Source organism: Burkholderia sp. THE68, from assembly GCF_009938265.1.
GTDB lineage: Bacteria > Pseudomonadota > Gammaproteobacteria > Burkholderiales > Burkholderiaceae > Caballeronia.
Genome location: NZ_AP022319.1, coordinates 1256175 through 1276662, shown reverse-complemented (window position 1 = coordinate 1276662; position 20488 = coordinate 1256175). Strand labels below are relative to the sequence as shown.

Here is a 20488-nt window from a genome sequence, read left to right as displayed (position 1 = left end):
ATGACTGCAAGCGATAACACTCCGGCTTCGCCTTCCATCGCGGATACCGTGTTTGCAGAAGGCAAACTATCCATCGGCATAACATTGCCGATTACGGGCGACAACCAGAGCGTCGTCGATTTCAACGAGCAAATCGCGATTGCGCGACTCGCCGATCGACTCGGCTTTCGCGCGCTCTGGGTCCGCGATGTGCCGCTCAACAGCATCGACTATCCCGATCCGGTCGGACATCTCGATCCCTGGGTGCTGCTCGGCGCGCTTGCATCGAATACGGAACGCATCGCGCTCATCAGCGGCGCGATTGTGTCGACGCTCAGACATCCGCTTCATGTCGCGAAGGGCGCGATCTCCGTCGCTACGCTGTCTCAGGGACGCTTCATTCTCGGTCTCGGTTCAGGCGACCGCCCGCCTGAATATGCCGCGTTCGGGCGCGATCCCGATGCGCGGCGTGATATCTATCGTGAGCACTGGGACACGCTCGCGGCGGCCGTTACATTGCCCTCGCGTGTGATTCCCGATAGCGCGCCTGAAGGCGCGCCAGCGTTCTATCTGTTGCCGCGCCAGCATGCATCCATTCCCATGCTCGCCGTGGGTTCGGGTGGCCAGAGCGTCGACTGGATCGCACGACATTCGCTCGGCTGGATGACTTACCATCGCGAGCCGCAGGCGCAACGCGGCCGCTACAGCATGTGGCGCGCGGCGGTCGAACGCGCTGCATCCGGCGCGTTTCGCGCCTTCGGCGTCGCCATGCGGCTCGATCTCAGCAAGGATGCCGACGAACCTGCAACCGATATCGCGCTTGGTTATCGCACCGGGCGTCATGCGCTCATCGCGGTTCTGCGTGATATGCGCGAAAGCGGCACGCATCATGTCACGCTCAACATCACGTCGGAGCGCCGGCCTGCGCGCGATATCATCGAAGAAGTCGCCGCCCATGTGTTTCCCGAGTTTCATCGCTGAATCTGTTCGTTCATTCACGAGACCATGACCGCCTCCTCGCCCAGCAACGATATCGTTTCACTCGACGCCGTCGCGCTTTCGCGCGCCATTCACGCGCGCGATGTATCGTGCGTCGAAGTGATGAACGCGTATCTCGCGCACATCGATGCCATCAATCCGGCGGTCAATGCGATCGTCGCGATGCAGAACCGTGATGCACTGCTTTCTCTCGCCGCTGAACGCGATGCACAGTTATCCGGCGGTGAAAGCCTCGGCCCCTTGCACGGCTTTCCGCAAGCGCCCAAGGATATCCTGCCCGTCGCCGGCATGGTCACGACGAAAGGCTCGCCCATCTATGCGGGCGAAGTCACTCAGGTCGATGCAATCGTCTTCGAACGCATGCGCCGTGCGGGCGCGATATTCATCGGCCGCACCAATTCGCCCGAGTTCGGTCTGGGCGGGCACACGTATAACCCGGTCTATGGCACCACGCGCAATGCGTTCGATCAGTCGCGCTCGGCAGGCGGCAGCAGCGGCGGCGCGGCGGTATCGGTCGCGCTGCGCATGCTGCCGTGCGCGGATGGCTCGGACATGATGGGTTCGTTGCGCACGCCCGCTGCATTCAACAATGTCTTCGGTTTTCGCACCACGCCGGGCTGCGTGCCCTATGCCCCCAGCGACGACGTGTTCTTTCAGCAGTTCAGCGTAGCCGGTCCGATCGCGCGAAACCTTCCTGATCTCGGCTTGCTATTGTCCGTGCAGGCGGGCTTCGATGCGCGCGCGCCGCTATCGCGCAGAAGCGATAGCCCCGCCGATTTCGCCAGCGCGCTCGAGCGCGATCTGCGCGGCACGCGTATCGGCTGGCTCGGCGATCTGAATGGACGCCTGCCGATTGAAGCGGGTTTGATGGACACATATGCCTCGGCGCTGCGCCACTTCGAAACAGTGGGCTGCACGGTCGCGCCGGCCGAAGTGGACTTCGACCTCGAACGCCTGTGGGATGCGTGGATCGATTTGCGCAGCCTCACGTTCTCCGGCACCAATGCGCCGCTCTATCGCGATGCTGCGAGACGCAAGCTACTCAAGCCCGAAGCGATATGGGAAATAGAACGAGGATTGAAGTTATCGGGCGAAGATGTCTCGCGGGCGGTTCGCGATCGCGCGGCATGGTATCAGGCGATCAATGCGTTATTCGAGCGCTTCGACTATCTGGTCATGCCTTCGGCTCAGGTCTTTCCATTCGATGCGGAACTCGACTGGCCTCATGCAATCGCCGGGCGTGCGATGGATACCTATCACCGCTGGATGGAAACAGTCGTTCCCGCGACGATGGCCTCGCTGCCCGCATTGAGCGCCCCGGCTGGCTTTGGCGCGAATGGTTTGCCGGCGGGACTGCAGATCATCGGCCCGACGCAGGGCGATCTGGGCGTGCTGCAGATTGGCCTCGCTTATGATCGCGTAAGCGGTTTCTCACGCGTGCGCAGTCCGTTGCTCGGCTGAAGACCAAGGCACATAGGGTTCAGGCCGCCACGCCCTGCGCGCTTTTACGGGCTGGCTTCTTTGTCGCCGTCAGGCCAGTCTCACTCGCGATCCCGTTCGCCCTCTTCCCGCCCGCAGCGCGCGACGCCGACGCTACACGTCCCCTCCGAGGACCTTCCTTTATTTCGATCTGACTCGCCGCGCCATCGATCAGATACACGCTTCGATCAGGCGCGCTCTTGATCCATGCCGGCGGACGCGCATGGCCGCTCCACGTGGCGCCCGATACCGGGTCACGATATTTCGGCGGTAGCCTGGACTTGATTGCCCCTTTCTTCGAGCCCGACCCATTCTTCGATCCGGCCGGACGGCCGCGTTTCTTCCCCGCTCCTATTCCGGCTTTTGCGAGATCGGCTATGGTCAGGCCGAATTCCTCCATCATTGCCCGTATCTTGGCAATCACCTCTGCCGACTTTCTCTCCCGCAATTCGTCCGCGCGGCGCTGCAATTTCTGAATCTGGCTTTCCAGCTGCGCCAATGTGGCCATTCGTCCTCCCATATCATTCTGCAAAAATCCGCATGGCGCAAAGCACCCCGCATGCGGGCCGCGAAAGCGTTTGTCTAATGAGTCAGCATCCGCGCCAGGTTCGCGCCACACGCAGATCTTATATGGATAATGTCAATGCTAAGTACTCTTGTTAAAAAGAATAAGTCCTGCAGCTTTGATTTTCTTGACAGCGCATACCATAAGTTTGTTAATGGCGCGTTATTCCAGGACATCATGTCTGTCATCTGCTCTATTGCCCGCTCATCAGACGATTCGCGCTACCGCGCAGGGTGACCTTTTCAGCGGGCGAGCAAACGCATCGACGCGTGCATTGCGCACGCGTCATGTAAGTCCACGATCGATCGGTCGGAAACGAGATCCGGTTAATCTTCGGAAGGCGTCAGTGCCAGCGCGAGAATCATCGCCCCGCTATTGAGCGGCACCGAACTGCCGACACGTCGCGGCCGATACACCGGCTGTCCGCGTCGGATCGCCTGCCCGCTCAACGCGCATGTTCCACGCTTGCGCGCAGTGCAAAGCGCCCAGACCTGTTCCGAATAGTTGAATGACGTCGGGTCGTGCCACGATAGCGCGAGCGTCGAGTCGCTGAGCCGCTCCAGTACGCGGATATTGACGCAATGCCCATCAGTCGGTCCGACGCAGGCGCTCTTGCCTTGTACGTTGCGCACGAGCGAGCGGGTCATCAGCGCAAGTCCGTCGTTCGCTTCCGACGAGGGGCGGCCCGAACGGCTATCGAGCATTGCCAGGGTACGGCTCCAGGGATCCATCAACGATGGATGCTTCATGTTCCGCTCCTGCGGGCGGCAACGCACGCCGCAACAGAAGCCGGGTGGGCGTTGCCGGTGGAGTTCCGGGGAATGCGCTGCATGACCCGATTCCTGACCGGTCTGCCGCGCCGCTTCGGATGATCGTTCCTAGAGTAGTACACCTGAGCATGCTTTTCTTTTGATTTTTCTTGGACAAGCTTTAACAGGCGCGCCCACTCGGGCGGTTGGCAGTGGTGCAACCTCTGCAGATTCGAAAGTTTGGGATTGAAGTAGTCAGCGATCGCTTAACGCCGCGCTAGTCAGGACGAACGTTCGATTTAAAGGTATGACATTTCGCGCGACGGGTGCAACCGCCCGGCTTTGGCCGTTTGCGCACGTTTCACGCTCATTCGAAGATGCGCGAACTCGCCAATTTCTGACACAATAAAACCAGCGAACTGTATTTCTTCTGTCGAATCATGACAAGCAAGCTCTCGATCCACGCCACCATTTCCGCGGACCGCGCCTCCGTCAGCTTCGTCGCTTTCTCTCGCGAGCAGGCGATTCAATGCAATATCACCCGCAAGGCGCTGGAGCAATGCTTCTGGGCGCCGTCAGGCGCGAGCGATGAACGCCTGCTCAAAGCCTTGAGCGACGGCTATGAACGCATCAGCGCGCGCGTGCATCGAAAGTTTCTTGCGCATCCATCCAGCTCGATTCATCTGGATGTCATCGATTTCGCTTCCTGAGTGTTGTCGTTCAGCGTGCGGCCTGTGTTGCCTTGCGCATCTTCGAAACGTCCTCCACCTGCACAGCCGGCGTGTTGTTGTTCCACGCGCCACGAACGAACGTCAGCACGTCGGCGATCTGCTGATCGTTCAGCACCGGTGCATAGCGCGGCATCGGATAAGGCGCGGGCACGCCATGCAGCACGAGATCTTCGGTGCCGTTCAGCGTGACGTTGATCAGCGACGACGCATCTTTCTCGAGCACGTTCGGATTGCCCGCGAGCGGCGCGAGCATCGGCGCGAAGCCGCGGCCGTCCACGCCGTGGCAGTGCATGCAGTACGCCGTGTAGACACGTGCGCCCGAGTCGGTTGCGGCCGGGCGCGTCAGTGACACCTTGGTCGCCTTCGGATCGTAGGAATACGGCGCGCCGCCGTGTCCGCCCGCTGCGGCGAGTGATTTGAGGTAACGCGCCATCGCCGCGATATCGGCGTCCGTCAGTTCCTGCGTGCTGTTGTTGATGACGCTCGTCATCGAGCCGAATGCCGACGCATGCGTATTCGCGCCCGTCTTGAGAAAGGTCGCGACGTCCTGTTCGGACCAGCGCCCGAGCCCGGTATTGTGCTCGCCCGTCAGATTCGATGCGAACCAGTTGTCGAGCAGGCCGCCCGTCAGAAACGCGCTGCTGCTTTCGTCCAGTCCTTTTTCCTGAAACGCGATGCCACGCGGCGTGTGGCACGAGCCGCAATGACCGAGCCCCTGAATCAGATAAGCGCCGCGATTCCAGGCGACATCTTTTCCAGTCTTGTTCTGATACACGCCCTTGTCGAGAAAGACCACGTTCCAGAGCTTCAGCGGCCAGCGCATATTGAGCGGCCATTTGATATCAGGTTCGCGATTGGCCTGTTTGACCGGCGTCACGCCTTGCATGAAATACGCGTAGAGCGCATGCATGTCTTCGTCGTTGACCTTGGCATACGACGGATAAGGCATGGCCGGATAAAGATTGTGGCCGTCTTTCGCCACGCCTTCACGCATTGCGCGCGCAAATTCTTCTTCCGTATAGCGGCCGATGCCGGTATCGGGGTCCGGCGTGATATTGGTCGTATAGATCGCGCCCAACGGCGTCATCATCGGCAAACCGCCCGCGAGCGGTTTGCCGCGTGGCGCCGAATGACATGCGATGCAATCGCCGGCTTTGGCGAGATACGCGCCGCGCGCGACGAGCGCATCGTCGGCTGCCTGTGCCGACGACATGAAAGCGAACAGCGCCGCAAGGAGAGGCTTGAATGCATTTTTCATGACGGCCTCCTCAAGCGCTACGCAATTGATCGCCGACGGGTAACTGCCTGATTCGCTTGCCCGTCGCGGCAAAGATCGCATTGGTGATGGCCGGCGCAAGCGCCGCCGTGCCCGGTTCGCCGATCCCGCCGGGCGCCTCGGTGCTCTTGACGATATGCACTTCCACCGGCGGCGTTTCGTGAATGCGCAGCATTCGATAGTCGGTGAAATTGCTTTGCTCGACGCGTCCGTCCTTGATGGTGATTTCGCTATAGAGCGCGGCCGTGATGCCGAAGATGATGCCACCCTGCACTTGCGCTTCGACCGTGTTGGGATTCACGACCATGCCGCAATCCACGGCGCATACGATGCGGTTCACCTTGACCGCGCCATCCTTGTCGACGGCGACATCCGCGACGATCGAAAAGAAGCTGCCGAATGCGTGCATCACCGACACGCCGCGTCCCTGTCCTTGCGGCACGGTTTGCTGTCCCCAGCTCGCCGCCTGTGTGGCGACGTCGAGCACATTGCGTGCGCGCGGAGACTTGCCGAGCAGATCGCGTCTGTATTTGACGGGATCGGCTTTCGCCTGCGCCGCCAGTTCGTCGATAAAGCTTTCCACGACGAAGGTCCCGCGCGTCGGCCCCACGCCGCGCCAGAACGCGGTCGGCACGTCATGCGGCTCAAGACGCACGTAATCGACGAGCTGATTGGGCAGATCGTAGGGAAGATCGGAGGCCACTTCCACCGCGTCGGGATCGACGCCATCCTTGACGGCAGGCGGCGCAAAGCGCGCAAGCACCGACGATCCGACGATGCGATGCGTCCATGCAACCGGCTTGCCGTTCGCATCGAGCCCCGCGGATAGCTTGTCGTAATAGCATGGGCGATACATGTCGTGCTGGATATCTTCTTCGCGCGACCATGTCACCTTGACCGGCACGCCGAGCGCCTTGCCGATCTTCAGCGCTTGCGTGGCCATGTCGAATTCGAGCCGCCTGCCGAAGCCGCCGCCGAGCAGATGGTTATGCACGACGATCTTTTCCGCGGGCAAGCCGGTCGCCTTCATGCCTGCATCGCGGATACGCGTGGGCACTTGCGTGCCGAGCCAGATATCGCAGCCGTCGGAGCGCACGTGCACCGTGCAGTTGATCGGCTCCATCGTGGCGTGCGCGAGAAACGGCTGGATATACACGGCATCGACGCGCGTCTTCGCACCGGAGAACGCGTTGTTCACATCGCCTTCCTTGCGCGCGACCGCGCCCGTGCGTTGCGATGCGTTCGCCATGTCGGATACGATCTGCTTCGTCGATACGTTCGCGCTCGCGCCTTCGTTCCATTGAATCTTCAACGCGGCCGCGCCTCGTTTTGCGGCCCACGTATGATCGCCGATCACCGCGACGCCATTGTCGAATTTGACGACCTGACGCACACCGGGAATCTTTTTCGCATTGGTATCGTCGAAGGATGCGAGCGTGCCGCCGAATACCGGGCAATTCACGATCGCCGCGTACACCATGTCGGGCAAGCGCACGTCCAGGCCGAACATGGCGGTGCCATCGATCTTTTCCGGCGAATCGAGACGCTTCACCGGCGTGCCGACGATCCTGAAGTTCTTCGCGTCCTTGAGCTTGATATCCTGCGGCACGGGCAATTTCGCGGCTGCTTCGGCGAGATCGCCATAGCTCGCGCTGCGATTATCCGATGCATGCATCACCTTGCCGCCTTGCGCCTGACACGACGAGGCATCGCATTGCCACTGTTGCGCAGCCGCCGCGACGAGCATCATGCGAGCGGCCGCGCCGGCCTTACGCATCGGTTCCCATGCATAGCGAATGGAAGTCGAGCCGCCCGTCAACTGACCGCCCAATAGCGGGTCCGTAAAGAGCTTTTCGTCGGGCGGCGCATGATCGATCGTGACGCTTTCGAGCGGCACGTCGAGTTCTTCCGCGATCAGCATCGGCAACGCCGTATAGACGCCCTGCCCCATTTCGACCTTCGGCATGATGAGCACGATCTTGCCGCTCTTGTCGATCTGCACGAAGGCATTCGGCGCGAACACGCCGTCCTGCGGCGTCTCCACCCCATCGCCGCCGATCACGGACTTGCCTTTGCCTTGATCCTGGCTCGCGGCGGGCAAGCTGAAGCCGATGAGCAGTCCACCGCTCGCGGCGACGCCCGCGGTCACGCCGAACTTCAAAAACGCGCGACGCGAAAATCCGGCGCGAGCCGCATGACGTCCCGCTTCAATCAGTCCCTGGGACATGTCACGCCTCCTTCGCGGCCTGCTTGATGGCGGCGCGAATGCGGTGATAGGTACCGCAGCGGCAGATGTTGCCCGCCATCGCGGCATCGATATCGGAATCGTTGGGTTCGGGGACGGTAGAGAGCAATGCCGCTGCCGACATGACCTGTCCGGACTGACAGTAACCGCACTGCACGACATCGAGTTGACGCCATGCTGCCTGCACTTTCTTGCCGGCAGGCGTCTCGCCGATGCCTTCGATCGTCGTCACCTTGCGATCGCCGACGGCTGCAATCGGCAAGACGCATGAACGAACGGCAGCGCCATCGAGATGAACGGTGCATGCGCCGCATTGCGCGATACCGCAACCGAACTTCGTGCCGGTCAGTCCTACCATGTCGCGCAACACCCAAAGCAATGGCATATCGGGCGGCGCATCGATCGTGTGGTTCTGGCCGTTGATGGAAAGCGTGGTCATGAGCGGCTCCGGCTTATATGTGATTTCGCGGATATCGCAAGTTGCGACTGTGTGGGGAACAGTCAGCCTTGAGGCATCGGGATTGTAGCGCCGCTCAAAAAATCGAGCTTGGATGACGGCGTGATTATCGAAAGTCTTGCTTATGCTTCACGTTGGTGCAATCCGATGGCGCGCGCGGGGAGGACAGTTAGTTGCATCGAAAATCAATCGTGTTCTTCGCCTAGCGCTGCCATGGTTTCATCCAGCAAGGCGCGCAAGCGCGCGACACGCTTGAGATCACGGTGATAGCCCAGCCATACATCGCGCCCGGGCGGTGCTTCGCCGAGATCGAAGCGCATGAGGCGCGCATCGGCATCGCCCAGGGGGCATGGCAGAACTGCGAAGCCGGCGCCGTGAGCGCACATCTGCGCCTGCGCGTCGCGATTGTTGCTGCCGAAAATAATTCTTGCGGCGGGCAACATGCGTTTGACCCAGAGCACATCCGGCAACTGATCGAATGCGCTATCCATGCTGATGAGTGTCAGCCCTTCGCCGTTGCCTGCTGCAGGCCGCGCACAATCGACGCGTCCATAAAGCGCGTAATCGATATGCATGAGCTTGCGCTGCACGACATCCGGTTCGTCGAACGGCGTGATGCGAAACACGAGATCGGCTTCGCGACGCGCAAGGTTATAACGGCGCGCATCGGTGACGAGCTCGATCGATACTTCCGAATGTTTCGCCAGAAAGCGCGCGAATACCGGCGTGAGCACATGCACGCCGAACCAGTCAGAGGACGACACGCGCAGCAGACCGGTCAGCTTCGCATCCTGACCCGCGAGCGCACGCCTGAAGCCCAGCGCCTCTTCCTCCATGCGTTCGGCATACGAGAGAACTGCCGTGCCCTCGTCGGTCAGGACGAAACCGTCGCTCGTGCGCTGAAAAAGCACATGACCGAGTGCTTCTTCGAGCGCGCGCAGACGTCGGCCCATCGTCGGCTGGGTCTGTCCGATCATTCTCGCGGCCGCGCCCAGTGTGCCGCTTCGCGCGATCGCGAGAAACACGCGCACGTCGCTCCATTCGAGATCCGGTCCATTCATTTTCGTTTGGCCGCCGTGCGGTTATGTCGATTTACATGCTTGCGTGCATGGCGGAGTATGAGCGCATCGCAAACAACCTTCAATCTTTCCGGGAGCTGTCGATGTCCACCATGCAAGCACTCGTTCTCGATCGTCATAACGGTCCGCTCGAACTCGTTGAGCTCGCACGTCCCGAAGCGGGGCCGGGCGAAGTCCTCGTGCGTATCGCGGCAAGCGGGCTCAATCCGCTCGACACGAAGATTCGCGCGGGCGCAGCGGCGCATGCGAAACATCCGCTGCCGCTCGTGCTCGGCATCGACATGGCCGGCGTCGTCGAAGCAGTCGGCGCGGGCGTGGACGGGTTCAGGCCGGGCGATGAGGTCTATGGCATGACGGGCGGGGTCGGCGGCATTCAGGGCTCGCTCGCGCAATACGCGGCGGTCGATGGCGCGCTTCTCGCGCATAAGCCCGCAAATCTTTCGATGCGCAGCGCCGCTGCGTTGCCGCTCGCGTTCATCACGTCTTATGCGGGCATCGTCGATCGCGCACGTTTGCAAGCGGGACAAACCGTGCTCGTGCAAGGCGGCGCGGGTGGTGTCGGTCATCTGTCGGTGCAACTCGCGCGCGCACTTGGCGCACAGGTATTCGCCACCGCAAGCGCGCGCGATCAGCAATACATTCAGAGCCTCGGCGCGACACCGATCGACTATCGCGCGATGAGCGTCGAGCAATATGTCGCCGCTCATACCAGCGGCGCGGGCTTCGATCTCGTTGTCGATACTGTCGGCGGCGCTTCACTCGATGCATCGTTTGCAGCGGTAAAGCACTTCGGCCACGTGGTCAGCGCGTTGGGATGGGGCACGCACGCCCTCGCGCCGCTGTCGTTTCGCGAGGCGAGCTATTCCGGCGTGTTCACGTTGCATCCGCTGTTGACGGGACAACATCGCGCGCATCACGGCGACATGCTGCGCGAAGCGGCGCGCCTCGCAGAAGCGGGCAAGCTTGCGCCACGCATCGACGCAAGACGCTTCGCATTGCACGACGCCGAGCGCGCTTATGAAGCATTGCTGGATGGCACGGCGCGCGGCAAGATCATCGTCGATGTCGATGCGGCGCTGGCCGGCTAGTCGTTCACCCGAATACGCCCGCGAGCCCGAGCAAGGCGCTTGCCGCGACGAGATAGATCGGATTGAGCTTGCTGCGATAAGCGACCGCTGCGCACACCACCGTGCATAGCGTGCGCGACACGTTCACATCCGTTTCGCGCGCGAACACGTACGCAGCGGAAACGAGCAGGCCCACGGTCACGGGCGCGAGTCCACTACGAATCGCAGTGACGATGCGTGAGTCCTGCCGCCGCTCGACCCACGCGCTCACGAAGTACGCCATCAGTGAAGAAGGCAGGATCTTGGCGATGGTCGATACCAGCGCGCCCGCGAGTCCCGCCGCCTGAAAGCCGATCAACGCGACAGCCATGCCGTTCGGGCCCGGCGCCGCCTGCGTGATCGAAAAGAACGTGACGAACTGCTCGCCCGTGAGCCAATGGCGCGTATCGACGGCATAGCGCTGGATATCGGCGAGTGTCGCGTTCATGCCGCCCACGGCGAGCAGCGACCAGATCGCGCCGTGCACGAAGAGATCGGCGAGTGTGCTCCACATCGACTCACTCCTTGCGTGCGCGGCGCAACATCGCGATCGTGCCGAGCGGCCCGAGCACGGCAAGCACGATGAGAAGCGGCAACTTCATGATCGCGATGGCGATGAACGTGCCCGCCACGAGCACGATGCTCGCCGCACCGCGCGGCAGACTCGTCACGAGCTTCAGCACGGTTGCGATGACGAGTCCCGTCGCCGCGGGCATGAGTCCCGCGAAGAGATGCGCGGTGATCGTCGCATGTCCCCATCGCGCGTAAGCGTAGCCCACGCCGATCGTGATGATGGTCGGCGCGAGATACAAGCCGAACACCGCGATCGCCGCGCCCTTCGCGCCGCGATATTGCCGCCCGAGCACGGTCGCGATGTTCGCGACGTTCGGCCCCGGCAGCAATTGTGCGAGCGGCAATAGCTCCGCGAATTCGCGATTCGTGAGCCAGCCCAGACGCTCCACCAGCATGCGACGCGCCCATGGCAACACGCCGCCGAATCCCGTCAGACCGATGAGGAAGAACGCCTTGAATAGCGCGAACGAAGTGGGCACGGGCGGCGCAGCGAACGTGTCCAGTTCGCTCGCGACCGTGGCGGCGGGCGGGATCTCACTGATCGTATGGGCAGTCATGCGTGCCTAGATCCTGGCGGTTTCGAACGTGGCCGGATGAAAGACATCCTCGATACTCAGGCGGCGTTTCGATAGCCCTTGCGAATGATGATGACGCAAAAAGGTTTCGAGCGTATCGCGATTCGCCTCGATGCCATAGGACCAGTGATCGTCGCCCATCAATTCGCGCGCGGCTTTCAACTGCTCTTCGACGAAAGGCAGCGTGACCTTCGTCGCCGATGTATCCGATAGCCGCGCGAGCGCCACGCGCTTCGCTTCGGTAAATGCCTTGAGCACGGCGGCCGGCAACCACGGATGCTGCTCGACCAGCGTCTTGCGTATGCCCACCACATGCATGATCGGGAACACGCGCGTGCGACGGTAATAGTCCTTCGCCGCCGCGGTCGGATCGCGGAACAGCCAGCCGACGTTCGGGTTCGTCGCCGCGCAACCGGGCGGACGCGGCGCCATGAAGCCATCGATATCGCCGCGATCGAGCATCGCCGAAATCGTGTCGCTTTCGGACGCGGCTTCGAGACGGATATCGGACGGCAGATCGAGCTTGATCTTCTCGGGGCGCCCCGGCTCGTCGATGCCGCCGCGCACCCACTTCACATCGCTCGGCTTCACGCCGAAGTCATCTTCCAGCACCGCGCGCGCCCATACGTTCGCGGTCAGTTGATATTCAGGCAGGCCGATGCGCTTGCCCTTCAGGTCCTCGGGCCGCTGGATGCGATCGGTACGCACATAGATGGACGTGTGGCGAAAGGCCCGCGAAAGAAACACGGGAATGGCGACGTAAGGACACGAACCATCCGCGGTCTTCACTACGTAACTGGAGAATGACAGTTCGCTGATATCGAACTCTTCATGGCGGAACGCGCGAAAGAACATCTCTTCGGGCGAGAGCGTCATGAATGCGGGTTCAGCGCCGTCGATCTGCACCTGACCGTCGAGCAACGGGCGCGTTCTGTCGTAGTCGCCCATCGCGACGGAGAGTCTGAGTTTTCCGATCATCGTGTGATTCTCCTGCGTTTTGTATTCATAAGGCCGGTTTGTCGATTGCATTCAAAGTGCGTTAAACCAGCGAGTGCACCAGGTTGCGATTGACCTTGCGGCGCAGGAACTCGAAGTTGACGGCGAACTGCTCGGCGCGCGTCACGGCGTCGTGCAGGCGTTCCACGTCTTCCGGCGAGAAGGTTTCGCCGACGCCGCCTGCCGCCTTGGTCAGCAATTGAATACGGCATGCGTTATCCAGAAGCAGCGACAGCACCACCGATTCCTCGATCGAGCGCCCCGCCACCGCGACGCCGTGATTGCGCATCAGCACGGCCTTGTTCGGCCCGAGCGCGCGCGCGACGCCCGCGCCCATGTCCTGGGTGCGGATGAGATTCATCGTGTCGGTGTAGTACGGCAGGCCGTCCGCGAAATGCACGCTCGGCTGGCTGATCATTTCGAGTGGCTGGCCCGTGGCCGAGAGCGCGACCGCATGAGTCGGGTGCGCGTGAATCACGCTCGTCACATCGGGGCGCAACCTGAAGATTTCCGAGTGGATGAAGACCTCGCTATGACGACGCCCGCCGCCGCTCACCTTCTCGCCTTCGAGATTGCAGACGACGATGTTGTCCTCGGTGATCTCGTCGAAGCCGTGGCTATGCGGCTTCATCAGGAAATGGGTGGGGTCGCCCGGCACGCGCACCGAAATATGCCCGCGCGTGAGATCGCCCTGTCCTTCCGCTTCGAGAATGCGCCCTGCGTCGATCAGTTTTTGCTTCGCTTCGTCCAGAGTCATGGTGTCGTCCTGCGTTCGTGATGATGGTGATGATTCCGCTATGGCTAGTAGCGCCCGCCCACCGCGGCTTTCGCTTTGGAAAGTACATCGGGCGGGGTCTTGTAAAGCTCGTCGAGCAACTGGTCCATGCGCTGCCACGATACGGGCCGCACTTCGAGGCCCATGCGCTTGGCTTCGGCGAGAAACTGCGGGTCTTTCAGCGTCTGCTCGAACGCCTGACGCAATGCGGCCGTGCGCTCCGGCGGAATGCCCGGCGGCGCCGCGAACGGACGCGCGAACACCTGGCTCGCGACAATCACCTTCAAGACCTGACGCGTCTGATCGTTCGGCGCGAGGTCGAGCAAAAGCGGCACGTCGGGCAACTCGGGATGCTTCTCCAGCGCGACTTGTACGAGAATGTTGATCTTCTTGCCCGAGATCCAGTCGGGATGGCGCGTCTGAATCGTGCTCCACGACACGCCGCATTCGCCGTCGATCTCGCCACGCTCCATCGCGAGCGCGGTTTCGTTGCTGCCCGGATAACCGGTGACGAGCTTCAGTTTCGAATTGAAGAGATTCTTGATCGTCGATGCGATCACGTCGGGGTCCGAGCCCGCGCCCTGCCCGCCCATGCGCGCTTCCTTGTCGACGAGATCCTTGAAGGTCTTCACCGGCGAGGTATTCCACGTCACGCACAAGCTGACATCGCTCGTGATGCTGCCAAGCCAGGTGAGCTTGCGCGCATCGAACTTCGCTTCGCCCAGAAGCGGCTCTTCGGGCATCGTGCGGCCGAAGGTGCCGAAGGTCGCGCCGTCCTTCGGCGCGATGCCATAGAGATAATTCACCGCTTTCAGGCTGCCCGCGCCGGGCATGCTTTGCGGCGTGATCGTCGGCTTGCCCGGCAGAAAATTGCCGATGTATTTGCCGAGCAGGCGCGCATAGGTATCGTAGCCGCCGCCGACGGAATAGCCGATCGTCATCGTGACATTGCGGCCGTTGTAGAAGTCCGCCACCGGTTCGGCCGCCGCGCGGGTCGCGAGCGGCGCGCAGAGGAGCGTTGCCGCGAGCACTGAGGTAGTTGCGCGCGCAATCATATGCCGAGCCTTTGACTGCGAGAGTCGATCGTTCATGATTCTGTCTCCACCAGTGATGACCGGCTGGCCTCGCCGCCGATGTCTTTTGCTTGTTCGTGCTGCGCGCTCAGACGAGACCGCCGAGCTGACGCAGCGCCGGAAGCCAGTCGCCGATGAGCGATTGCGGCCACGGCGTCGAGAAAATGCGGCCGAATACGAGCCATAACGCGACTGTCATCGCAACGGAAAGCACGACCGACGTGCGCCAGCGTTCGCCGAACTCGAACCGCGCGACGAGCAGCATGAAGATCAGCAATGCGGGCAGCAAGCCTATGACCGCCGCCGCCGCGAGCGCACCCGCGATCGATGCGAAGAAGCGCACGCCGCGTGTGTAGAGCGTCCGTGTATCGAGCGCCGATGCGAGGCCATCGTGCAACGATGGATCGCCGTGTGTTCCGATGCTCACGCTCGCGGCCGCGTTCGCATTGGCCTTGGCAAGGTTGTTGGTTTGCGCATCCACGCTTGCGCGCGGTTCGCTGAAATGCGCTCCTGCGCCGGCCAGCGCGAGTTCGCCCATCGGTGCGGCCGTATCGAACGATGCAGATGCCTTCGCTTCGGCCGTGGCCGCTTCGCGTGTGAACAGCTGCTCGATCAGCACGATGCCGCAGAACACGAGCGCGGCGCATGCGCTGGTCATCGGCATCAGGCGCGCGGCGAAGGCCCAGTCGCTGGCGAACGTCATCGCGACGATCACGAGCGCCGTCAGCGCGAGCGTGAAGACGATCTGCCAGTCGAAGCCGCGCAGACGCAGCCTGAACGAAGGCGCTGCGTCGCGCGAAGATGACTGCGAGCGCGCACGCAAGGTCTTGCGCAGGCCCTTGATCGTCGGGCCGAGCACGACCCACAACGCGGCGAGCAGGATCACGATGACGACCGGCCGCGCGAACAGCCCCATGCCGTAGATCTCGTGCGAGATGAAGTAATAACGCTCGAAGATGCTGCCGAGCACGAGCCCGAGAATCAGCGGCGGACGTGGCCAGTTCAGCCGCTTCATGATCCAGCCCACCGCGCCGAACAGCACGAGCGCGCACAGGTCGCCCCAACTCTGGCTCGCATTGAACGCACCGAGATAGACGATCGCGACGACGAGCGGAATCAGTATGCCGACGCGCACCGTCGCAAGACGCGAGAACACGCTGCTGCTCGAAAGACAGATCACCGCGCCCATGATGTGCGAGATCGTCAGCGTCCAGATGATCGTGTACGTCACGTCGAGATGCTTGGTCAGCATCTCCGGGCCGGGCGTGAAGCCGTGCATGATGAATGCGCTCAGGAGCAGCGCCATCGATGCGCCCGCCGGCATGCCGAACGCGACGGTCGGAATCAGGTGGCCGCCCTCCTTCGCGTTGTTCGAGCTTTCCGATGCGATCACGCCGCGGATATCGCCCTTGCCGAAGTTCTCCGGGTTCTTCTCGGTGCGGATGGCGTGGCCGTACGCCATCCAGTCGATCACCGCCGAGCCGATGCCCGGCACCGCCCCAAGCAGCGCGCCGAGGCCGCTGCAGCGCAGGATGAGCCACCAGTGACGCGCGGCGTCCTTCACGCCGTCCCACTGCGTGCTCGCCCGCACGCCGGGTTGCGCACGCTCGCGCACGATGCCGGTGCGCTCGATCGCCATGTCGGCGAGTTCGGGCAACGCGAAGATGCCGAGCGTGACCGGCACGATCGGCAGATGGTCCCATAAATACAAAGTGCCAAACGTCCAGCGCAGCGTGCCTGTTTGCGGATCGGAGCCGATCAGCGAAAGCATCAGGCCGAACGAGGCCACGGCGAGACCTTTCATCGGCGCCTTGCCCGAGAGCGTCGCGACCATCGAAAGACCGAAGATGCACATCGCGAGCAATTCGGCCGAGCCGATATAGAGCACGATCAGGCGCAATACCGGAATCGCGAGCGCGAGCAGCAGCGCGCCGAAGATGCCGCCCGCGAGCGAAGCCGCGTAACCCGCGCCGAACGCCCGCCGCGCATGGCCCTGTTTCGCGAGCGGATGGCCGTCCAGGACCGTGGCCGCCGCGCCCACGGTGCCGGGCACGCCGAACAGCACGGCGGGGATGAAGTCGGACACCGTCGTCACCGCGGCCATGCCGAGCAGGAGCGCGAAGGCCGTGTAGCCGTCGAGGTGATAGGTGAACGGAATGAGCAGCGCAAGCCCGACGATGCCGCCGAGGCCCGGCACGACGCCGAGCGCGAGTCCGAGCAGCACGCCGCCCAGCATGATCCCGAGACGCAGCGGATCGAGGATCAGGGTCAGCGCATGGAGAGCGGCATCGAGCATCAGCGCGCCTCCCGGTGAGCTTGCCGCGCGACACGACAGAAGCCGTGACCACGCGATCGAGTGCTTGTGAGCCGCATCTCAAGTCTCCGGTAATCGCCCGGCTGCGTGGCCGGGCGTTTATAGTCGAACCGCCTGTTGCATTACGCGTTTTGCATTACGCGTTTTGCATTACGCGTTTTGCATTACGCATTCAGGATTGCGTTATGTCTTTTGAATGCGAGATGCAAGCTCCGACGCGCGCGCTGCGTCCCGCGCGTCTATTCGAAGATCCGCACCAGATCCTGTGCGATGGGTGAATACTTCGCATGCGTGCGCAGCATGAAGCTCGCGAAGCCGTCGCTGTTGTGGTGCTTTTTGCGCTCGTTGGGCAAGTCGATGCACTGATTGCGCACGGGATCGCGCACGAGGCCCATCGGGTCTTCGCCCGCCTCGACCTTTTTCATCTCGCGTCGGAGCATGCGGCGGTAGATCGCGAGGCCCTGATCGGACGCGCCGAGGTTCTCGCGCGTGCGGTCCGCGATCGCGCCCTGCGTGATCCACGCCATCATGTCCTGACCATCGACGTTATCGACGATGAACTCGCCGTCTTCGTTCCTGAACGGCACGTCGTAGGTATGCAGGCGCTCGGTGAGTCGCGCCGGCACGTCCATGCCCTGCGGCGGAATGTAGGCGTTGTACCAGAGGTGAAGCGTGTGCTCGTCGTCGACCGGCACACGGATCTGGAACGAGTAGTAGCGCGAAGTCTCGTCGCCGTTGCCCACGGCCAGCATGTTCGGAAACACGATCGGATGGCCGATGCGCCAGTCGTCCGAATCCTCCGAATGTCCCGCGAGCAGACGATGCTTGGTCACGCCGAACTCGAACTCGTTGAATGCGATCTTTTCGTGCTTCGCGCTGATCGCGACCTTGACGCCTTCCTGCTCCTTCTGGAACTCATAGTGATGGCCATGCAGCCACTCGGTATGAATCGGATCGACCGAGTTCTCCATGATCTGCAGCCAGTTCACCGGCAGCAGCGCGCGGCCCATCATGCGGATCGCGCCGGGCGCGACGAAGCCATCGAAGCGCGGCAGAAGCGGGCGCGGTTCTGGTCCCATGTACGCGAACAGCACGCCGCCGAGTTCCTCCACCGGATACGCATCCGTCGCGACCTTGTCGCGAAACGCGCAGTTGTCAGGCTCGTTGGGCTGATCGAGGCACTTACCCTCTGCGCTAAACTCCCAGCCGTGATAGGGACAACGGATGCCCTGTTCCGTCGGGATGCCATGCGCGAACGACGCGCGCCGGTGCGGACATTGCTCCGCGATCAGGCCGCGCCTTCCTTGCCGGTCCCGAAAGAGCACGAGATCCTCGCCGAGCAGACGCACACGCCGCGTCCACTTGTCGTCGAGTTCCGATGCCGCAGCGAAGGGCTGCCAATAGCGACGCAACAGCTTGCCTATCGGCGTGCCCGGCCCGATGCGCGTCATTGTTTCGTTTTGTTCTGCCGTAAGCATGAGTCGATTCCCGTATGTTTTGGAAAAAGCTTGCCGGAGACACCGTCCTGCCGCCGGCCTTGAAATCGATATTATGCTTAGGTACCTAACTTAAAAATAATGGAAAATACCGAGTCGGGACGCGCACGCTTCTGAAAGCCGTCTACAGCAAGCGTGCGCTATAAAGAGCCAACTTTCTGCAAGGAGGCCATCCATCGACGAGATCGGGATTCACCCTAACATCGGGATCGTTGACAAATTTAACTTAGTTATCTAAGTTTATGAAAAGCGGCATGTGAGCGTGCCGGAACACAGGTGAGAGGATGAACAAGAACGAGCAGAAGATTCCCCGCGACCCGCAGCCGGGCACGCTCAAGCATTGGCGCGAGGCGTTGCCGGAAGAGCGCATGGCGCATCTCGTGAAGGACGCGGCGCGTGGCTTTTCACGTTCCTTACAGGCTCGTCTCAAAGAGCATTCGGTGCTCTATGGTCACTGGACATTCCTGCGCATCCTCTGGCAAACGGACGGTCTCACGCAACGGCAGTTGAGCGAGCAGGCGGGCGTCGCGGAACCGACCACCTTTTCCGCATTGAAGACGATGGAAACGCTCGGCTATCTCACGCGTCAGAAGCTGCCCGACAACCGCAAGCAGGTCCGGGTCTTTCTCACACCGAAGGGCGTCGCGCTGCGCAGCGTGCTCGTGCCCTACGCGATCGATGTGAACCGCATCGCACTCGCGGGCATCGCGCCGGAAGACATCGCAGCGACGCGGCGAACCCTGCTCGCGATGATCGAGAACCTGGCCGCCGACGAAGTCGCGGCTCCGAAGAACGGCCGCGATCCCGCCAACGGCGATTCGAGCGAGGACTCACTGTGACGAACACGAGCGACGCGGCGAAGCGGGTACGCATCGGCATCGTCGGCTTCGGCACGGCGGGACGCGCGTTCGTGCCGGCCATCGTGAAGCATGCGGGCTTCGTGTTCGCAGGCTTCGCCGATCCGTCGGAGTCGGTGCGCAAACGAGGCGAACGGGAATTCGGCGTCGCCGCTTACGAAAGCATCGACGCGCTCATCGAACACGGCGCGCTCGATGCGGTTTATGTCGCATCGCCCACGACGCTGCATCGCGCGCATGTCGAGCGTGCGGCGCGCGCGGGCAAGCATGTGCTCGTCGAAAAGCCGATGGCCGCGAATCTCGACGACGCACGCGTAATGGTCGCCGCCGCCGATACGGCCGGCATCGTGCTGCTCGCCGGGCACTCGCACAGCTACGATCAGCCGATTCACGCGATGCGCGAACTCATCGCGTCGGGCGAGCTTGGCCGCGTGTGCATGGTGCATACGTGGTGCTTCACGGACTGGATCTATAGGCCGCGCCGCCCCGATGAGCTCGATGTGTCGCAAGGTGGCGGCGTGACCTTGCGACAGGGCTCGCATCAGTTCGACATCATCCGTCTGCTCGCCGGCGGCGCCGCGCGCAGCGTGCGTGCGAAGACTTTCGACTGGGACCCGGAGCGTCGCGCGACCGGCGCGCACACGGTGTTCATCGAATTCGCCGACGGCGCCGCCGCCACCGCGGTCTACAACGGCTATGGACGTTTCGCGAGCGCGGAGTTGTGCTTCCACATCGGCGAATGGGGTTTTCCGGCGCAATCGCGCGCGATCGCCAGACCCGCGAATATCGAAGACGAATTGCGCGCCAAGGCCGAACGCGCACGTAACGCGATTCCCGCGAGTGCGCCGAATCAGCCGTTCTTCGGACTCACGCTTGTCAGTTGTGAACGCGGCGAGATGCGCCAGTCGGCCAAGGGCCTGTTCGTTTATACGAGCGACGGAAAACGCGAAATCGATTTGCCCACCGATGTCTCACCGCGCGAACTCGTCATGCGCGAGTTCCACGATGCGATCAGCGGACGCAAGCGCGCCATCCACGATGGTCGCTGGGGGCTCGCGAATCTCGAAGTCTGCGCGGCGGCGATTGCATCGTCGGAGCGTGGCGAGGAAGTATTTCTGGAGCATCAGGTCGCGCTCGCCTGATCGCGTGATGACCTGATCCAAC

At 62.3% G+C, this 20488-nt stretch carries 19 protein-coding genes; 6 read left to right on the top strand and 13 right to left on the bottom strand.

Annotated features, from left to right (window positions below; all coding sequences use genetic code 11):
• Together BTHE68_RS34280 and BTHE68_RS34275 are read left to right on the top strand one after the other, a co-directional pair.
• Positions 1 to 960, top strand: a complete 960-nt coding sequence (locus tag BTHE68_RS34280; protein ID WP_162070690.1) for an LLM class oxidoreductase — start codon at positions 1 to 3, stop codon at positions 958 to 960.
• A gap of 24 nt (positions 961 to 984) precedes the next feature.
• Positions 985 to 2439 (top strand): amidase, encoded by a 1455-nt coding sequence (locus BTHE68_RS34275; RefSeq protein WP_162070689.1) that lies wholly within the window; start codon positions 985 to 987, stop codon positions 2437 to 2439.
• Positions 2440 to 2458: 19 nt separating this feature from the next.
• Here BTHE68_RS34275 and BTHE68_RS34270 read toward each other — a convergent pair whose 3' ends face one another.
• Both BTHE68_RS34270 and BTHE68_RS34265 read right to left on the bottom strand, forming a co-directional pair.
• Positions 2459 to 2965 carry an H-NS histone family protein gene (locus BTHE68_RS34270; RefSeq protein ID WP_162070688.1) on the bottom strand — a complete coding sequence of 169 codons (507 nt, stop codon included), beginning with the start codon at positions 2963 to 2965 and terminating at the stop codon, positions 2459 to 2461.
• 383 nt (positions 2966 to 3348) lie between these two features.
• Entirely contained in the window at positions 3349 to 3771 is a 423-nt protein-coding gene (locus tag BTHE68_RS34265; protein WP_162070687.1) for a DUF3331 domain-containing protein, read from the bottom strand.
• Positions 3772 to 4211: 440 nt separating this feature from the next.
• Between BTHE68_RS34265 and BTHE68_RS34260 the strand changes: the two genes are divergently transcribed.
• Positions 4212 to 4481 (top strand): DUF1488 family protein, encoded by a 270-nt coding sequence (locus tag BTHE68_RS34260; RefSeq protein WP_162070686.1) that lies wholly within the window; start codon positions 4212 to 4214, stop codon positions 4479 to 4481.
• A gap of 10 nt (positions 4482 to 4491) precedes the next feature.
• Here BTHE68_RS34260 and BTHE68_RS34255 read toward each other — a convergent pair whose 3' ends face one another.
• The 4 genes from BTHE68_RS34255 to BTHE68_RS34240 form a co-directional block, all read right to left on the bottom strand.
• Complete coding sequence (locus tag BTHE68_RS34255; RefSeq protein ID WP_162070685.1) at positions 4492 to 5760, bottom strand: cytochrome c; 1269 nt, start codon at positions 5758 to 5760, stop codon at positions 4492 to 4494.
• 10 nt (positions 5761 to 5770) lie between these two features.
• Positions 5771 to 8005 (bottom strand): xanthine dehydrogenase family protein molybdopterin-binding subunit, encoded by a 2235-nt coding sequence (locus BTHE68_RS34250; protein ID WP_162070684.1) that lies wholly within the window; start codon positions 8003 to 8005, stop codon positions 5771 to 5773.
• A 1-nt stretch (position 8006) separates the two neighbouring features.
• Positions 8007 to 8462, bottom strand: coding sequence for a (2Fe-2S)-binding protein (locus BTHE68_RS34245; RefSeq protein ID WP_162070683.1), 456 nt, complete (start codon positions 8460 to 8462; stop codon positions 8007 to 8009).
• Positions 8463 to 8665: 203 nt separating this feature from the next.
• Positions 8666 to 9541: a LysR family transcriptional regulator gene (locus BTHE68_RS34240; protein ID WP_162070682.1), complete on the bottom strand. Its 876-nt coding sequence runs from the start codon at positions 9539 to 9541 to the stop codon at positions 8666 to 8668.
• Between the two features lie 101 nt (positions 9542 to 9642).
• On the opposite strand from BTHE68_RS34240, the gene BTHE68_RS34235 reads away from it, so the two are divergent.
• The gene (locus tag BTHE68_RS34235) at positions 9643 to 10647 is read left to right on the top strand and encodes a zinc-dependent alcohol dehydrogenase family protein (protein WP_162070681.1); all 1005 of its coding nucleotides are present in this window, start codon (positions 9643 to 9645) and stop codon (positions 10645 to 10647) included.
• A gap of 4 nt (positions 10648 to 10651) precedes the next feature.
• Here the strand turns inward: BTHE68_RS34235 and BTHE68_RS34230 are convergent, their stop codons facing one another.
• The 7 genes from BTHE68_RS34230 to BTHE68_RS34200 all read right to left on the bottom strand — a co-directional run bounded on the left by BTHE68_RS34230 (position 10652) and on the right by BTHE68_RS34200 (position 18449).
• Positions 10652 to 11179: a chromate transporter gene (locus BTHE68_RS34230; protein WP_162070680.1), complete on the bottom strand. Its 528-nt coding sequence runs from the start codon at positions 11177 to 11179 to the stop codon at positions 10652 to 10654.
• Positions 11180 to 11183: 4 nt separating this feature from the next.
• The gene (locus BTHE68_RS34225) at positions 11184 to 11795 is read right to left on the bottom strand and encodes a chromate transporter (protein WP_162070679.1); all 612 of its coding nucleotides are present in this window, start codon (positions 11793 to 11795) and stop codon (positions 11184 to 11186) included.
• 6 nt (positions 11796 to 11801) lie between these two features.
• Positions 11802 to 12788 carry an ABC transporter substrate-binding protein gene (locus BTHE68_RS34220; protein ID WP_162070980.1) on the bottom strand — a complete coding sequence of 329 codons (987 nt, stop codon included), beginning with the start codon at positions 12786 to 12788 and terminating at the stop codon, positions 11802 to 11804.
• Positions 12789 to 12852: 64 nt separating this feature from the next.
• Complete coding sequence (locus tag BTHE68_RS34215) at positions 12853 to 13566, bottom strand: class II aldolase/adducin family protein (RefSeq protein WP_162070678.1); 714 nt, start codon at positions 13564 to 13566, stop codon at positions 12853 to 12855.
• A gap of 44 nt (positions 13567 to 13610) precedes the next feature.
• Complete coding sequence (locus BTHE68_RS34210; RefSeq protein ID WP_162070677.1) at positions 13611 to 14675, bottom strand: Bug family tripartite tricarboxylate transporter substrate binding protein; 1065 nt, start codon at positions 14673 to 14675, stop codon at positions 13611 to 13613.
• A 70-nt stretch (positions 14676 to 14745) separates the two neighbouring features.
• The gene (locus tag BTHE68_RS34205) at positions 14746 to 16953 is read right to left on the bottom strand and encodes a tripartite tricarboxylate transporter permease (protein ID WP_162070676.1); all 2208 of its coding nucleotides are present in this window, start codon (positions 16951 to 16953) and stop codon (positions 14746 to 14748) included.
• Between the two features lie 257 nt (positions 16954 to 17210).
• Positions 17211 to 18449: an aromatic ring-hydroxylating dioxygenase subunit alpha gene (locus BTHE68_RS34200; RefSeq protein WP_162070675.1), complete on the bottom strand. Its 1239-nt coding sequence runs from the start codon at positions 18447 to 18449 to the stop codon at positions 17211 to 17213.
• A gap of 302 nt (positions 18450 to 18751) precedes the next feature.
• Between BTHE68_RS34200 and BTHE68_RS34195 the strand changes: the two genes are divergently transcribed.
• Together BTHE68_RS34195 and BTHE68_RS34190 are read left to right on the top strand one after the other, a co-directional pair.
• Entirely contained in the window at positions 18752 to 19306 is a 555-nt protein-coding gene (locus tag BTHE68_RS34195) for a MarR family winged helix-turn-helix transcriptional regulator (RefSeq protein ID WP_162070674.1), read from the top strand.
• The gene (locus BTHE68_RS34190; protein WP_162070673.1) at positions 19303 to 20466 is read left to right on the top strand and encodes a Gfo/Idh/MocA family oxidoreductase; all 1164 of its coding nucleotides are present in this window, start codon (positions 19303 to 19305) and stop codon (positions 20464 to 20466) included. The genes BTHE68_RS34195 and BTHE68_RS34190 overlap by 4 nt, the downstream gene beginning before the upstream one ends.
• The last annotated feature ends 22 nt before the right edge of the window (positions 20467 to 20488 follow it).

Excerpts from the sequence above, each read along its gene's own strand:
- BTHE68_RS34280 (WP_162070690.1), top strand. The coding sequence starts at position 1 with ATGACTGCAAGCGATAACACTCCGGCTTCGCCTTCCATCGCGGATACC.
- BTHE68_RS34275 (WP_162070689.1), top strand. The coding sequence starts at position 985 with ATGACCGCCTCCTCGCCCAGCAACGATATCGTTTCACTCGACGCCGTC.
- BTHE68_RS34270 (WP_162070688.1), bottom strand. The coding sequence starts at position 2,965 with ATGGCCACATTGGCGCAGCTGGAAAGCCAGATTCAGAAATTGCAGCGC.
- BTHE68_RS34265 (WP_162070687.1), bottom strand. The coding sequence starts at position 3,771 with ATGAAGCATCCATCGTTGATGGATCCCTGGAGCCGTACCCTGGCAATG.
- BTHE68_RS34260 (WP_162070686.1), top strand. The coding sequence starts at position 4,212 with ATGACAAGCAAGCTCTCGATCCACGCCACCATTTCCGCGGACCGCGCC.
- BTHE68_RS34255 (WP_162070685.1), bottom strand. The coding sequence starts at position 5,760 with ATGAAAAATGCATTCAAGCCTCTCCTTGCGGCGCTGTTCGCTTTCATG.
- BTHE68_RS34250 (WP_162070684.1), bottom strand. The coding sequence starts at position 8,005 with ATGTCCCAGGGACTGATTGAAGCGGGACGTCATGCGGCTCGCGCCGGA.
- BTHE68_RS34245 (WP_162070683.1), bottom strand. The coding sequence starts at position 8,462 with ATGACCACGCTTTCCATCAACGGCCAGAACCACACGATCGATGCGCCG.
- BTHE68_RS34240 (WP_162070682.1), bottom strand. The coding sequence starts at position 9,541 with ATGAATGGACCGGATCTCGAATGGAGCGACGTGCGCGTGTTTCTCGCG.
- BTHE68_RS34235 (WP_162070681.1), top strand. The coding sequence starts at position 9,643 with ATGTCCACCATGCAAGCACTCGTTCTCGATCGTCATAACGGTCCGCTC.
- BTHE68_RS34230 (WP_162070680.1), bottom strand. The coding sequence starts at position 11,179 with ATGTGGAGCACACTCGCCGATCTCTTCGTGCACGGCGCGATCTGGTCG.
- BTHE68_RS34225 (WP_162070679.1), bottom strand. The coding sequence starts at position 11,795 with ATGACTGCCCATACGATCAGTGAGATCCCGCCCGCCGCCACGGTCGCG.
- BTHE68_RS34215 (WP_162070678.1), bottom strand. The coding sequence starts at position 13,566 with ATGACTCTGGACGAAGCGAAGCAAAAACTGATCGACGCAGGGCGCATT.
- BTHE68_RS34210 (WP_162070677.1), bottom strand. The coding sequence starts at position 14,675 with ATGAACGATCGACTCTCGCAGTCAAAGGCTCGGCATATGATTGCGCGC.
- BTHE68_RS34205 (WP_162070676.1), bottom strand. The coding sequence starts at position 16,953 with ATGCTCGATGCCGCTCTCCATGCGCTGACCCTGATCCTCGATCCGCTG.
- BTHE68_RS34200 (WP_162070675.1), bottom strand. The coding sequence starts at position 18,449 with ATGCTTACGGCAGAACAAAACGAAACAATGACGCGCATCGGGCCGGGC.
- BTHE68_RS34195 (WP_162070674.1), top strand. The coding sequence starts at position 18,752 with ATGAACAAGAACGAGCAGAAGATTCCCCGCGACCCGCAGCCGGGCACG.